Source organism: Micromonospora sp. DSM 43699 (assembly GCF_055517075.1).
On record NZ_JBTMMT010000005.1, the window covers coordinates 56,248 to 70,265 of the forward strand.

Consider the following 14,018-nt stretch of genomic DNA (forward strand, 5'->3'; position numbering starts at 1 on the left):
CGACTGTCGTCGCTTCCCGCTGGCTGCCTGTTCGGCGACCGGGTCGCGGCGCGGGGCGACGATAGCGAGTCGATGGTCCGCTATCGTCCGGCGCCGGTGGCTGACAGCGAGCCGACAGCGACCAGTTAGCTCGTCGCGGAACCGTACGCCCAGGAGATTCCGACGCCACGCCACGCCACGGCGCGGCGACGAAGGAGGCGTGATGGGCGAACCGATGTGGGTCAATGTCGTGGCGACCGACCCGGTGTTGGAGGCGGGCGTGACGAGCGCGATGCTCGGGTGCCCGGACATCACCGTGGTGACGACGCGGGAGCGGGCCGCGGTCACGGTCCTGGTCGTCGACCAACTGGGCCAGGACGCGCTGGACACGGTGCGGGCCGTCCGTGCCGGGGCGGACCGCCCCGAGGTGGTGCTCGTGGTGCCCGAGGTGGAGCCGGCTGAGGCGCTGTGGGCCATCGCGGCTGGTGCGCGCGGCCTGCTCCGACGCCGGGAGGCGACCGCGGAGCGGCTCACCCGCACCGTGCTGGCCGCCGGTGAGGGGGACTGCACGGTCTCGCCGGACATGCTCGACCGGTTGCTCGCCGCGCCGACCGTTCCCGCCGGCACCCTCGCGTCGAACATCAGCGACCGCGAGCGCGCGGTGCTGCGGCTGCTCGCCGACGGACGGGAGACCGGTGAGATCGCGCAGGAGCTGTGCTACTCGACGCGCACCGTGACCAGTGTCGTGCACGACATCACGCGGCGGTTCCGGCTGCGCAACCGGGCCCACGCGGTGGCCTTCGCCCTGCGGGCCGGGATGTTGTGAACGACGGACAGGAGAGGCGCATGACGTCCCCGACCGCACATCTGGTGGCCCCGGACGCGGTCATCCGGGCCGAGGTGCTGGCCGCCCTGCGGCAGGCCGGCGTCACCTCGGTGCCCGAGCCGTACGGATCACCGGACACCGTCATCGTCACCGCGGTCGCCACGGTGAGCGAGGCGCTGGTGGCGTGCCCGCCGCAGCCGTGGTCCGCGCCGCGGGGAACGCTGGTGATCGCGGACCGCTTCTCGCCGACGGACGTGGTCCGCGTACTACGGTCGGGGACCCTGGTGATGCTCCGGTTCACCGACGCCACACCGGGCCGGCTGGCCGCCGCGCTGCGGGCCGCCCGCGACGGCGAGGTCCGGTTGCCGCACGAGGTGCTGGTCGGGGTGCTCGGTGGCGTCGGTACGCCGGACCCGGCCGGAACGTCCCGGTCGGCTGGCCGGTCGCCGCTGACGCCCCGGCAGACGAGGGTGCTCGCGTTGATGGCCGAGGGCCAGGACAACGCGACGATCGCCAGGTCACTGCTGTGTTCCCACCACACGGTGAAGAACGTCATCTACGACATGATGGCGCGGTTGCAGGTGCGCAACCGGGCCCACGCCGTGGCCTGCGGGGTAGCGGCCGGTCTGATCTGAGCCGGTCGTCCACGGTCCTCCGCCCCGGTGCCGGCCGTGGTGTCCCGGCGGACCCGCTCCCGTCCGCCGGCGTGGGCGGTCCCGGGAGGGTGGCGTCCGGGCCGGCCGCTGTCACCGCTCGGCCGGCCGCCGGGGATCACCGGCCGGCGCCCGGTCGGCGATGACCCGCAACAGGTCGGCCGGCTCGGTCGCATAGCTCAACCTGGATCCGGGCAACTGCACCACTTCGGTGTCCCCGTACGCCGACCAGCTGGCCAGTGCCTCCGGTGCGATGCCCTGGTCCAGCCACCGGATCGCGGTCAACGGGCAGCGCAGCGGCGTCGGGCGGGGTATCCGGTAGGCCCGCAACGTGGCCAGGTCGGCCCGGAGCGCACGTACGCCGGTCGCGACGACCGACGGCATCGGGTTGCCGCCCGTGGCCACCGTGGTCGCCAGCACGCGTGCGGTCAGCTCGTCGTCGGTCGGCTCGGTCTGCGCCTCGCCGGCCGACCGGTGGAGACGGTGGGGTGCGGGACAGCCCGATACGAACAGGCGCAGGGGCGCCGGCGCGCCCCGCCGGTCCAACTCGACCGCGACCTGGTAGCCGAGCAGCGCGGCGCTCTCGTGGCCGAAGACCGCGAACCTCTCGACCCCTCGGCGCACCAGGCCGGCCACGAGTTCCGCGGCCCGCTCCGGCAGCGTGGGCGGTGCCGGTGGACCGGTGGCCGTCGAGTCGGTCCCCTGTGCTCCGCCGTCTGGCCCGCCTGCGGCCGGCGTACGGACGACACACCACGGGCCGACGGCGTCGGGCCACCGATCGAACTGGAAGTGGCCGTTACCGGCGCTGGGTATGCAGATAAGCGCCGCGGTACCGGCATGCGGCGTATCGGTCCGGTGGTCCCGAGATGAGGCCATGAGGAAGGTCGCCTTCGTTGACGGAGAGTAGGCATTTCTTGCTCAATCGTCGTTCCACGCGCCTCCATGTCACTATCACCGGCAGGGTAGGTCCCGGCCGGTGGGTAAAGCGTGATGATGGGGACCTGAAAACGGCCGGCCATAGCTTCGTTCTGTCGGCGACAGCCGGCACGAGAGCCGAAGCAGACAAGGGGTACCGAGTTGCGAGTGTCAATGGTTTCCGGTCCGTACCTGCTCACCACGCCGTTCACCTCGGTGGTCGCCGTTCCTGGCGACACTCCGTGGGGCTGATCATCCCTCCCGGAGGGGTCGCCGGAGGGCCGCCACCGGGGCGGCCCTCCGGCGACCCGGCGCCACCTGGCGTTACGGTACCGGCAATGGTTCGGCCATCGCGACGGCGATTCTGCGGGATCCGGTGAACGGTTCACGACCGTGGGCTGACAGCATATTGTCGACGATCAACACGTCGTCACGCTGCCAGTCGAATCGTCGCTGGGCGGCGCGGTAGCAGTCGCGCAGGTGTGCCACGATCTCGTCGGGGATCGGCCCGCCGTCTCCGTAGTACGTGTTGGTGGGCAGGTCCGCCTCGTCGAACATCTCCCGCAACCCCTCGCAGTCCTCCTCGGGCAGCGTGGTCACGTGGAAGAACGTGAGGTGGTTGAACCAGACGGTCTCGCCGGTCACCGGATGCTGGTGCACCGCCCGTCGGCGGGCCGTCGTGCGCAGGCCGGTGCGCCCGCTCCACCGGACCTCCACACCGCTCGCCGCACAGTAGCGTTCGACCTCGGCCCGGTCGGTGGTGTTGAACGCCTGTTGCCACGGCACGCCGAAGCCCTCGGTGAAGTTGCGGACCACGGTCCAGCCGCGCCGGGCGAACTCCTCCCGCACGGTCGGGTCGATCGACCGCAGAACCCGACGGGTGTCGGCGAGCGGAGTGGCACCCAGCGTGTCGGGCGGGGTGATGCAGTAGAAGAACAACGTCAACGGCCAGGTCGCCTGGTACGAGTTCTCGTTGTGCAGGAAGATCTCCTCGGTCGGCGGGTAGTCCGTCGACGTGTAGACCTGGCCCGCGATGGTGCTGCGTGGTGACGACCGCTCGGCATAGGACAGCGGTGCGCCGGACACCGCCCGGACGACCCGCTCGAACCCGCTGACCCCGCCGACGTCGAAGCCGCGCAGCAGGACCGCGCCGTGGGTACGCAGCTGCCGACGGACCGAATCCCGGACCCCGGCGAGATGACTCGCGGCCGGCACGCCGTCGGTGGGCGCGGTCAGCACGCCGGGCAGTGCCGACTCGTCGCCGGTCACCGAGGGCGTGAGCTTGGTGGATGTGATCTCGCTGGTGGTCAACGGTCGACTCCCTTTCGGCCGGATCCCTGGCAACACACGTCGGTCCATGCGGCCTGGTCGTCGGGGTCATCCGGGATGCGTTCACAGATGACGTAGTGCTGTGGCGCCATTGCCGTCGGATACGCGCTCAGCGCCGCCATGCACGCGGCGTGGGCATCTTCAGGTGTGCGTACGGCCTCGGTCCGGGCCAGACGAGCGGCCAACGGCACACCGTGCACGGCGGTGAAGGCCCTGGCACCGGTGGACGCCAGTGCGTCGTCGAGCAGCCGTTGCACCTCGGTCAGCTCGACCCAGCAGCCGTCCACGAACAGCCAGCCCGGCCCCCGCTGTACCGGGTCGAGCGGGATCGCGCCACGGATCCCCCGGGCGTCGAGGTCACCGGAAGCCGCCGTGATCAACAGGTTCTCGACCGCCAGGAGCAACGCTTCGGTCTCGTCGGCGGAGATGCGGCAGGTGTCGCTGCTCCAACAGCCGAGACGCAACTGTCCGTCGGTCCCGTAGAGATCGAACCGGATCAGCGTGGTCCCGACGGGCATCGGCTGCCGCCGGAGCTGCGTCGCGCGTCGCGCGGCGTCCAGTTCACCAGGTGCGGGTACGGGTGCCGTGGCCCTGCCTGCTGCCGGACCTGACTCCATGACAAGGTTGTTGAACAGCGGTTCGCAGTCGAACACGATGCCGCGCTCGTGCTCGATCCGGCCGGCGACGGCACGCTGCCGGTCCACGTCGTACCGGCCGTGCCTGCTCGCGTCGACCACCGCGGCCCACGCCTGCCGGACCAGCCGGTCGAGGGTGGTGTCACCGATCGTGAGCGTGATCAACGCGAGCTGCGCGAGGCTGCCGACGTGCTGCCGAAGGTACGGCTCGAAGCGGTTGGCGGACAGGGTGGGCAGCACGAGCTCCCGGCTGCCGGTCCGGTGCGAGAGCACCGCGCCGATCGCCGCCAGCACGACGCTGGCGCGACTCGTCCTGGTGCGCGCCGTCACCGCTCGCAACGCCATCCCGGCCGCGGCGGAGGTCATCTCGACGGCTACCGATCCGTCGCCCGCCGCGCCCCGTGGGACCGGGTACAGACACTGCGGCATGCGGGACAGCCGGTCGCGCCAGTAGTTCAGCACCGTCTCCTCGTGCCGCAGTGCCTTGGGCGTGTTCTCCAGGGCGACCAGGTCCAAGGGCTGGATCGGTGGTCCACCGGCCGGTCGTGCGGTGCGATCCCGGATCAGGTCCGCGAACTCCCTCTTGACGATCTCCATCGCCTGGTAGTCGACGGCGAGGTGCGAGCAACCGATCACCGCGGCCTGCACCACCGGGGCGGAGCCGGTGGACGGGTCACCCGGCAGCACCGCGAGGGCGACCCGGACCGGCAGTTCGTCGATGCGGTAGGCGCCTGCGGCGCGCAACCGGCGGATGAGGTCCCGGGTCAGGCCGGCCCGGTCGACGAGCCGCGGGTCGGCGGCCTCGATCGCGTAGACCTCCACGACGAGGTCACCGGTGGCGTGCACGAACTGTCGTGGTGCGACGCCGTCGACGTACGTCGTACGCAGTCCCTCGTGCCGTGCGACCAGGGTCGCGAGTGCCTCGGCGACGTCGTCGACGACGGCTGTGGCCGGAACGTCGAGTTCTCCGGCGACGGCCGCGAAGAACTGCTCCGACTCACCGCGTAGCCACTGCAGGATGTTGTACTGGCCGATGTTGAGCGGCCCCTCGGCCGATCGTGTCCCGCTGAACGGCACGGTCACCGATGGCCGGGGGGCCAGGCTCACCGATCGCTCCCGGCGGCGGGGGCCGCGGGTCCGGGTTGCCTGGCGGGTCGGCGTCGTCCGAGTGCCCGGCACGGCACTATCGACATGCCCTGGTGAAACCATGTGCGCCAGATTATTGAGCGCCCCGTGCCGGGCAGTAGGGAAGGACCGGCAGCGACTCACGGGTCGGATCGTGTGCGTTGTTCTGCCGGTTGTTCCCTGCGTGCGCCGGGCCGCACCGGACATCATCGACCTGCGTCCATCAGGCGCGTGCGGCGGCCGGTCTGCCGCGTGGGTTCACGTCCACTCGGCCGGACCGTCCGACATGTCGTCGACCGCCGGGCGGATGCCGACGCACTCGATCGTGGGAGGCCCGAATGACCGTATCGATCCGTCAGCGGATCACCGATATCGCGGCGACGTCAACCGACCAGCCCGCGGTCGTCGGCTTCGACGAGAACTCCGTCGAGCAGGTACTGACGTGGCGGGAGTTGGCCGAGCGGAGCGGCCGGCGGGCGGACGCACTGGTGGACGCCGCCGCCCGGGGGACCGGCCCGGGAGTGGTCGCGGTCGAGGCGAACAACACGATCCAGGCGGTGGTCGACATCGTGGCCGTCCTCTCCGCCGAGCTGCCCCTGCTGCCGCTGAACCCGGCCTCGCCCGGACCCGAGCGGGAAAAGCTCCTCGCCTTCATCGGCCGGACCTACGGCCGGGCTCAGCTCATCGACGCCGCCGCCCCAGCCGCCGCCCACGAGGCCGCCTCCGACGCCGACGCGGGCCGGTCGGCGTGGTCGCCGGCCCGTCGGATCGGCTACCTGCTGCCGACCGGGGGCAGCTCCGGCCACCCGAAGATCGCGGTCCGCCCCGGGCCGCTCGGCTACGACCCGCACCAGGTGCCGTTGCCGTTGCGCCGTCGTGCCGGCTGGCGATCCGGTCAGCGGCAGCTGATCCTCGGCCCCCTGCACCATGCGGCCCCGTTCACCACCCTGCTGGACGGGCTCCTCGACGGCAACACCACCATTCTGCCGCCGTACTTCCTACCGGCCTGGACGGTGGAGCTGGTCGAGCGCCACGCGGTGGAGTGGATCCAGCTCACCCCGGCGCACATGCGCACCATCCTGCTGCTCCTCCAGCCCGACCCGGCGTCCTTCACCAGCGTACGCACGGTGATGCACACAGCCGCGTCGTGCGACTCGTTCACCAAGCAGCGGTGGATCGAGCTGGTCGGGCCAGAGCACCTGTACGAGGTGTACAGCTCGACCGAGAACATCGGCGGCACCCTGGTGCGTGGGGACGAATGGCAGCAGCGACCCGGAACGGTGGGTCGCGGGTTCTTCACGAAGATCAGCATCAGGGACGACGCCGGGAACCGGCTCGGCCCGGGACAGACCGGCAAGGTGTTCATGCGCGCCGGCCGGGTCTCCAGGGGAGACGCGTACCTGGGCAGCCAGGTGCTGGAAACGACCGCCGACGGTTTCGCCAGCGTCGGCGACTTCGGGTGGCTCGACGAGGACGGTTACCTGTTCCTCGCCCCCCGACGGCACGACGTGATCAATGTGGGCGGCGAGAAGGTCTATCCCAACGAGGTCGAGGCCCGGTTGCTGGAACACCCCGCGGTGCTGGACGCCGTGGTGGTGGCGACTGAGGAGCAGGTGCTCGGGTCGACGGTCGGGGCCTACGTAGTCCGCAGGCCGGGAGCCTCGGTCAGCAGCGGTGAGCTCATGGCGCACTGCCGGGCCGTTCTGGTCAACTACAAGGTGCCTACCCGGGTGACGTTCGTCGATCAGGTACCGCGCTCGTCCGCCGGGAAGCTCGAGCGGTGGCGGCTGGCCGGCCAGCGGGGTTGACGTCGCGGCCCGGTCCTCACCTACCTCCGGTCGACTCGTTCCCACCCCGCGCCGGTAGCCGGCCGGCAGCCTGGCGCAACGCGCCCAGCTCTTCGATGGAACGCGAGTGCCAGGGGTTGTTCTCCTGCATGGCGAAAGCGTTCGCGGCCTGCACGAAGAACTGTTCCGCGGTATCGAACTCGCCCCGGCCCAGGTATACCCGGCCGAGCCCGAACAGGGCGTGTGCGTGTACGTTCCGCTCGCGCGTCACCCGGCAGAGCTCGACCGCCTCGCTGAAATGGATCTCGGCCGCGGTGAACTCGTTCTGCTCCAACATGGCCCTGCCGAGGCCGTTGAGGGCGTAGGACTGGCCGACGCGGTCGTCCTGTGCCCGCGCCAGATCCAGCGCCGACTGGAAGACCGCCTTGGCGGTCAACGACTGTCCGGAGTCGGCGAAGACCTCACCGAGCCGGTACAACGCCTGTGCCTGGAGGCGCCGGTTACCGAGCTGTTCGCCCAGGGCGAGCGATTCCTTCGCCAGGGTCTCGGCCTGTGCCGGGGAACCGAGATCCAGATGGCAACGCGCCAGTCCACTCAGCACATGGGCCTGTGCGCCCAGGTCACCCACGGTCCGGAACTTCGCCAGGGCCTGCTCGTAACGGAGCACCGCGATGGCGGGCCGGCCCTGGATCCGGTCCAGGTGAGCAAGGTTGCGCAGCGTCAGTGCCGACCCGGCCTCGTCGCCTGCCGCGTCGAACAACTCCATGGCGTGCAGCAGGTTCTCGCCGTCGTCCTCGGCGTGTTGGGCGACGCCCAGCGAACCGAGCGACGCCCGCACGGCGGCTTCACCCCGGCGGTTGCCGGCCCTACTGGTGGCCTCCAGCGCGACGGTGTGCGTCGTACGCCACTCGGCGAACATGCCGCGTCTCTCGTACATGGTGACCGACACGACGGCCAGCTCCCAGCACAACTCGTCCAGCTCCAGCTCCGCCGCCTGGCGGACCGCCACCTCCAGCGTGATCCGCTCCTCGTCGAACCAGGCCGTCGGATCGCCGAGGAACCGGTCGAACTCGGCACGCGCGCCGGCCCACCGGGGCGCCGTCCCGTGCAGGACCGCGAAGCGCCCCCCGTAGATCCGTTGATGAGCCTCCTCGGCCAGGGCGAGCAGGGCGCCCAGCGACCGCGTGACCGCCTCCGTGTACGCCTTCTGGTCGCCCTGCGTCAACCGGTGCTCGGTCGCGAACACCCGTACCAGCTCGTGGAATCGATAGCGGGGTTGGCTGGTGAGCGCGGAGAGGTGTGCCTCCAGCAGCCGGACGTCCGCGAGCTCGTCGAGGAGCGCCGTCGCCCGCTTCGTGTCGCAGTCCAGCAGGGCCGCCGCGGTCCAGGCGCTGAACTCGTGGAGTTCCAGTGCGCTGAGGAGCCAGAACAGGGTCTGCGCCGGTGCGGTGAGTGACTCGTACACGTCGGCGAGCAGCGAACGGACCGCGACGTCGCCGTGGGAGAGCTCGTCCAGCCGGGACCGCTCGTCGCGCAGCCGGTCCACCAGGGTGCCGACCGCCCAGTGCGGGTGTGCGGCCAGTCGGACCGCGGCGATCCGGACGGCCAGGGGCAGGCCGCCGCACATCCGGGTCAGCTCCGCCGCGGCGTCGGGTGCCGCAGTGACCCGCTGCTCCCCGCAGATCCGACCGAGCAGGGTCAGGCTCTCGGCGGCCGACATCATGTCGACATCGACGGCGCGGGCGCCCGGGATGCCGGCGAGCCTGCGGCGGCTGGTGATCAGCACCGCCGGACCGGGCACGCCGGGGAGCAGATCGGCGATCTGGTCCTCGTTGCCTACATCGTCCAGCACGATCAGCAGCCGCCGGGTCGCCAGCTGGCTGCGTAGCAGGTTGATCCGCTGACCCCGCGTGCCGGGGATCGCCGCCGGGGCGACGCCGAGTCCGTGCAGGAGGTCGCTGAGTACCGCGTCGGTCGAGCGTGGTTGGGCGGTGCTCCCGTACAGGCAGGCGTAGAGGCTGCCGTTGACGAATCTGGCGCGTAACAGGTGGGCGACGTGCAGGGCCAGCGAGGTCTTGCCGCAGCCCGGTGCGCCGGTGATGATCGCGATCGGCACCTGTGTGGTGTCCTCGCTGGTCAGCGTGGCAGTCAACGTGTCGACAAGCGTGGCATGGCCGACGAAGTCCGGCAGATCGGCGGGCAACTCCTGCGGCCGGTGCAGGCCCGTGGCGGTCCCGGTACCGCCCTCGTCCACGTCGCCGCTGATGCTGCTGTCCTGGCTGAGGATCGCGCGTTCCAGTTTGCGCAGGTACTGGCTCGGCTCGATGCCCAGTTCGCCCACCAGGTTGGTGCGGGCCAGACGGTACGTCGCCAGCGCTTCAGCCTGGCGTCCTGATCGGTAGAGGGCGAGCATCCGGAATCCCCACAGGCGTTCCCGCAGGGGGTGTTCCGTGGTCAGCGCGACCAGTTCCTCGACCAGCTCCCGATGACCGCCCAGACCCAGACGGATCTCGGCGCGGTCCTCCAGCGCCATGATCCGTCGTTCCTCCAGCCGGTGGGAGGCGATCTCCGCGGCCCGGCCGGGCACTCCGCCCAACGCCGGGCCGGACCAGATGTCGATCGCACGGTCCAGGTGGGCCAGCGCTTCGTCCAGCCGTCCGTTGGCCGCGGCGGAGCGACCCTGGGCGAGGGCGTCGTCGAACACGAGGTAGTCGAGCTGCTGGCGGTCCACCCGGATGGAGTACCCCAGTGGGTTGGTGTCGATGATCTCCGGACTGCCGAGCGCCCGGCGCAGCGCGGAGATGCAGATCTGGATCTGACCGCGCGCGCTGGGCGGCGGGGAAGCGTCCCAGACGGCACCGATCAGCTTCTCGACGGTCACGACATGGTTGGCGGCCATCAGCAAATTGGCCAGCACTATACGTTGCCGCGGAGAGGTTATCGGCACGGGAGAACCATCGACCACGGCTTCCAATGTTCCAAGAACCCGGAACTCGACTCGTACCATGTCGGCAGCATACGGGATCGTCTGAACGACGAGCGTCAATCCCATTTTGCCCGGCCGTCGTGCGCTTGGCAAGCGGGCGGGCCTGGGTGGTACGCCGAGCCGGCCGCCGGGGGGTAGCCTCAATTCTTCATGCTGCGGTGTGACGGCACATGAATGCTGTTAATGCCGCAGCATACGGGCGAAATCTCGGTATATTATCTTGAATGGTTTGGTGTCGCTCGATGTCGTGAGGTTCCGGCATGTCGTGAGGTTCCGGCATGATCGTTTTGTCCCGCCCGAGGTGCGGCCCCGTGCCCCGGACCGCCGGTCACCTGCGCCTGATCGGTACGTCCGGTGTGGAGACGGGATAGCCGGGCAGAGCCGAGGCCAGGGTCGCGACGGTCGGCCAGTCGAACAGGGCGCGTTCCGGCAGGTCCCGGCCCAGCGCGACGCTCAACCTGGCCACCGCCTGCGTCGCGAGCACCGAATGGCCGCCGAGGTCGAAGAAGTTGTCGTGCCGTCCCACCTCGTCGAGGTTCAGTACCTCGGCCCACACCTCGGCGATGGCCCGCTCCGTGGCGGTGCTCGGCACGTCCTCCTCGACGAGCGATGACTGTGCGTAGCTGATCTCGTTCATCGGGCACTACCCCCTGGGTCGACGACAATGTGATGTCGAATAGCGGTCGGTCGCAGTCTCGCCACCCGTCGGCGTGAATTGTGGCCCGATTCGACAGGGTTAGGCAAGGGGCGGCGGCAAGAAGCAACGGCGGTCGGCCTCTTCCGGAATTTCTGCCGATGTTTCTCTGCGGCCACCCGGATTTCCGTGACACATTGGCGATTGTTGTCGATCCGTGCCGACGGCTCGGACTGCCGCCGTTACTGAAGGAGCGGTTGATGGTTGGCTTGACGGAGCTCGCATCCACCCTGCGGGGGCATTCGGCCGTGCGTGACGCACGGGCGACGACGATTCGCCACGACGATCGGGACGCCACGATCGGCGTGGTCGAGTTCTCCCAGTACGTGAGTGGGCCGGAGCTTCGCAGCTATGTGTGGGACCGGCTCGGTGCGAACTGCGGACTGGACGGCGTGCTGCTCGTCGACGCCATGCCGCTCGCCGGTGACGCGCTCGACACCGAGTACGTCCGGTCCGCCGTCGTCGCCGGCACGTGCACCCTGTCCGAAGGGCCGGCCGACGGCATCGAGGAACGGCTCCTGTCGATCTGGAGCAGCACCATGAACCTCAGGTGGATCGGCGTGCACGACGACTTCCTGGACCTGGGCGGCGACTCGATGGTGGCGGTCGAGATCCTCGCGAAGATCGAAGACGATTTCGGCCAGGCGCTTGACGTCTACGACTTCATGAGCACCTACAGCATCCGCGGCGTCGCCGGCCTGCTGCGTGAGCCCCGGGCGCTGCAACGGCAGTGAGCAGGTGGGGACGTCTTCATGATCGGCTCTCCCGGGCATCCCCACCGTCCGGCAACACTTGTTCCGCGTCCACCGGGGCCACCCATTTCCGGTTCCGTCTCACGGAGCCGGTGCAGGTCCAGTGCGACCTGACGGGTGGCTGAGCAAGGCCCGGTTCGATTCGGCTGCCGGAGCCCGGTTCCGCTCGCCGGGACGCCCGGTTTCGGCACAGTCATGGCGCCGCCCAACGGTGAACGGATCGGGGAGTCGACGCTCTCCGAGCGGTGGTGCCGGCAGGCCGTGCGAGCGTCCACGGAGTCGGTGCGCCACGGCCGGCAATGTGGGAAGGGCGCGCGTATCCAGTCCGCAATAGGCGAATCATTCTCGGGTTCGGGTTCGGGTTCGGGGTCGTCGTCGTCCGGCGACAGAAATTGATCTTACGCTGGCCCATCTGACGGGTGTCGGACCCTTTGTTACCCGCAGTGGACGGCTGGTTCGCCGCGACCCGCGGCGCGCGCCTGGTCGACTCTGCCGATTCCCACGTCATCCCTGGAAGATGGGCGAGCATCCGCCGGTCTCGCGCCCATCCGGGGCACCTTCACGAGCGAGTCGCCCGCGGAGGGCCGGTGAATGGTCGCCGTCCCCGGCGGACGGCATCGTGCGGCTCCCGTCCGGGCGCGGGGCGTCGTCAGGCACCGGGCCACGCACCGTTTCCGCCGCCGACCGAGTAGGGATACTCAGCTGCGCACCGCATCCGACCTCAGGCGTCGGCGTGTCGGTGCGGACAGAGTGTTGCGCATGGCCGAGCTACCGCACCGACCCGTCGCCCTGCGTACCGTCCCACCGTTGCCGACCGTAATGGCGTACGGCCGGCAGGTCGGGCTGGGGGTCCTCGGCCGGGCGGTCGCCGGGTTGGGTCGGCTCGTCGGTCGACATCGGGCCGGCTGGCGGTGGGTGGCCCGGCGGCACCACCCGGCGCTGGACGGGTTGGCCGCCGCGTACGCCTGGGCGGTCTGCGCCCGGGCCGCCCGGCAGGTCCCCGCCTACCGGGCCTTCCTGGACGCCCGACCGGCGGGCGTCCGCCGCCGGCTCGTCGACTTCCCGGAGACCGACAAGCGTAGCTACGTGGTGGCCCACGACGCCGCCGCCCGCTGCCGGCACGGGCGGTTGCCCACCCGGGGGGTGGTCGTCGACGAGTCGGCCGGCTCGGCCGGGCGGCCGTTCAACTGGCCCCGTAGCGAGCGGGAGCTCCGCGCCGTGCACCGGGACATCGCCGGCTACACCGGGCTGGTCTTCCCGATGCGCCGGCCGTTCGTGATCAACGCCTACTCGATGGGGGCCTGGGCGACCGGGACGACGACCGGCGCGGCGATGGCCCGGATCGCGGTGGTGAAGAACACCGGCCCGGACCTCGGGAAGATCATCGACACGCTGCGGGAGTTCGGCCCCGACTTCGACTACCTGGTGACCGCCTATCCACCGTTCCTGAAGCACCTGCGGGACCGGCTGGACGCCGAGGGTTTCCCCTGGTCGCGGTACCGGGTCTCGGCCAGCTGCGGCGGCGAGGGGATGACCGAGGCGCTGCGCGACTACCTGGAGCAACGCTTCGACCTGGTCCGGTCGGCGTACGGGGCGTCCGACCTGAGCATCGGCATCGGCGCGGAGACCCGGTTCACGGTGTGGCTGCGGCGTCGCCTGCAGACCGACAGGGGGCTGCGCGACGCCCTGCTCGGCGCAGGCGAGCAACGGCTGCCGATGGTGTTCCAGTACAACCCCTTCGCGACCTTCCTGGAGACCAACGAGCGTGGGGAACTGCTCTGCACGGTCACCGGCGGTGACGTGCTCCAACCCCGGCTGCGGTACAACGTCGGGGACGAGGCGCTGCTCGTGTCGTACCGGCGGGTCGTCGAGCTGGTCGGGGCCGATCCGGTACGCCGGGCCGAGTTGCGCACCGCGGTCTCGGCCGAGCGGATGACCCTGCCGTTGCTGCTGCTCTTCGGCCGCAGCGACTCCACCGTCTCCTACCTCGGCGCGAACCTCTACCCGCAGGACGTCGAGTACGGCCTCTACGTCGGCAACCCGTCCGCCGCCGAGATCAGCCGGTTCTGCCTGGCGCTTGTCGAGGACGCGGCGCTGGAGACCCGGCCGGTGATCCACCTCGAACTGCGCCGCCCGCTGGCCGCCCCGGAGCGCGACGCGCTCGCCGACGCGTGCCGCCGGGGGGTGCGTCGGCACCTGACCTCGGTCTCCCGCGACTTCGCCCAGTCCCTGGTGGAGGACCCGACCGCCGGCGACCTACGGGTGGAGCTGCACGAACCCGGCACCGGCCCGTTCGCCGGCCAACAGAAGATCAAGAACAGCTACCTGGTGAGGTGA

Annotated in this window: 10 protein-coding genes; 5 read left to right on the forward strand and 5 right to left on the reverse strand. The window is 70.5% G+C overall.

What is annotated here, in order from left to right:
- Positions 1 to 202: 202 nt before the first annotated feature.
- Both AC0AIB_RS04540 and AC0AIB_RS04545 read left to right on the forward strand, forming a co-directional pair.
- On the forward strand, positions 203 to 805 hold the full coding sequence (locus AC0AIB_RS04540) for a response regulator transcription factor (protein ID WP_328345714.1): 603 nt from the start codon (positions 203 to 205) through the stop codon (positions 803 to 805).
- 20 nt (positions 806 to 825) lie between these two features.
- Positions 826 to 1,440 carry a helix-turn-helix transcriptional regulator gene (locus tag AC0AIB_RS04545; protein WP_328345716.1) on the forward strand — a complete coding sequence of 205 codons (615 nt, stop codon included), beginning with the start codon at positions 826 to 828 and terminating at the stop codon, positions 1,438 to 1,440.
- A 111-nt stretch (positions 1,441 to 1,551) separates the two neighbouring features.
- Here AC0AIB_RS04545 and AC0AIB_RS04550 read toward each other — a convergent pair whose 3' ends face one another.
- The 3 genes from AC0AIB_RS04550 to AC0AIB_RS04560 all read right to left on the reverse strand — a co-directional run bounded on the left by AC0AIB_RS04550 (position 1,552) and on the right by AC0AIB_RS04560 (position 5,444).
- Entirely contained in the window at positions 1,552 to 2,334 is a 783-nt protein-coding gene (locus tag AC0AIB_RS04550; RefSeq protein ID WP_465096076.1) for a thioesterase II family protein, read from the reverse strand.
- Between the two features lie 363 nt (positions 2,335 to 2,697).
- Positions 2,698 to 3,621: a TauD/TfdA family dioxygenase gene (locus AC0AIB_RS04555; protein WP_465096104.1), complete on the reverse strand. Its 924-nt coding sequence runs from the start codon at positions 3,619 to 3,621 to the stop codon at positions 2,698 to 2,700.
- Between the two features lie 59 nt (positions 3,622 to 3,680).
- A complete protein-coding gene (locus AC0AIB_RS04560; RefSeq protein WP_465096077.1) occupies positions 3,681 to 5,444 on the reverse strand; it encodes a condensation domain-containing protein in 1,764 nt (587 codons plus the stop codon).
- A gap of 356 nt (positions 5,445 to 5,800) precedes the next feature.
- Between AC0AIB_RS04560 and AC0AIB_RS04565 the strand changes: the two genes are divergently transcribed.
- On the forward strand, positions 5,801 to 7,270 hold the full coding sequence (locus tag AC0AIB_RS04565; RefSeq protein WP_465096078.1) for a class I adenylate-forming enzyme family protein: 1,470 nt from the start codon (positions 5,801 to 5,803) through the stop codon (positions 7,268 to 7,270).
- A gap of 16 nt (positions 7,271 to 7,286) precedes the next feature.
- On the opposite strand, the gene AC0AIB_RS04570 is transcribed toward AC0AIB_RS04565, so the two are convergent.
- Both AC0AIB_RS04570 and AC0AIB_RS04575 read right to left on the reverse strand, forming a co-directional pair.
- Positions 7,287 to 10,148 carry an AfsR/SARP family transcriptional regulator gene (locus tag AC0AIB_RS04570; RefSeq protein WP_442930690.1) on the reverse strand — a complete coding sequence of 954 codons (2,862 nt, stop codon included), beginning with the start codon at positions 10,146 to 10,148 and terminating at the stop codon, positions 7,287 to 7,289.
- Between the two features lie 415 nt (positions 10,149 to 10,563).
- Entirely contained in the window at positions 10,564 to 10,872 is a 309-nt protein-coding gene (locus AC0AIB_RS04575) for a phosphopantetheine-binding protein (protein WP_465096079.1), read from the reverse strand.
- Positions 10,873 to 11,066: 194 nt separating this feature from the next.
- On the opposite strand from AC0AIB_RS04575, the gene AC0AIB_RS04580 reads away from it, so the two are divergent.
- On the forward strand, positions 11,067 to 11,663 hold the full coding sequence (locus AC0AIB_RS04580) for an acyl carrier protein (protein WP_465096080.1): 597 nt from the start codon (positions 11,067 to 11,069) through the stop codon (positions 11,661 to 11,663).
- A gap of 777 nt (positions 11,664 to 12,440) precedes the next feature.
- Positions 12,441 to 14,018 carry a phenylacetate--CoA ligase family protein gene (locus tag AC0AIB_RS04585; protein WP_465096081.1) on the forward strand — a complete coding sequence of 526 codons (1,578 nt, stop codon included), beginning with the start codon at positions 12,441 to 12,443 and terminating at the stop codon, positions 14,016 to 14,018.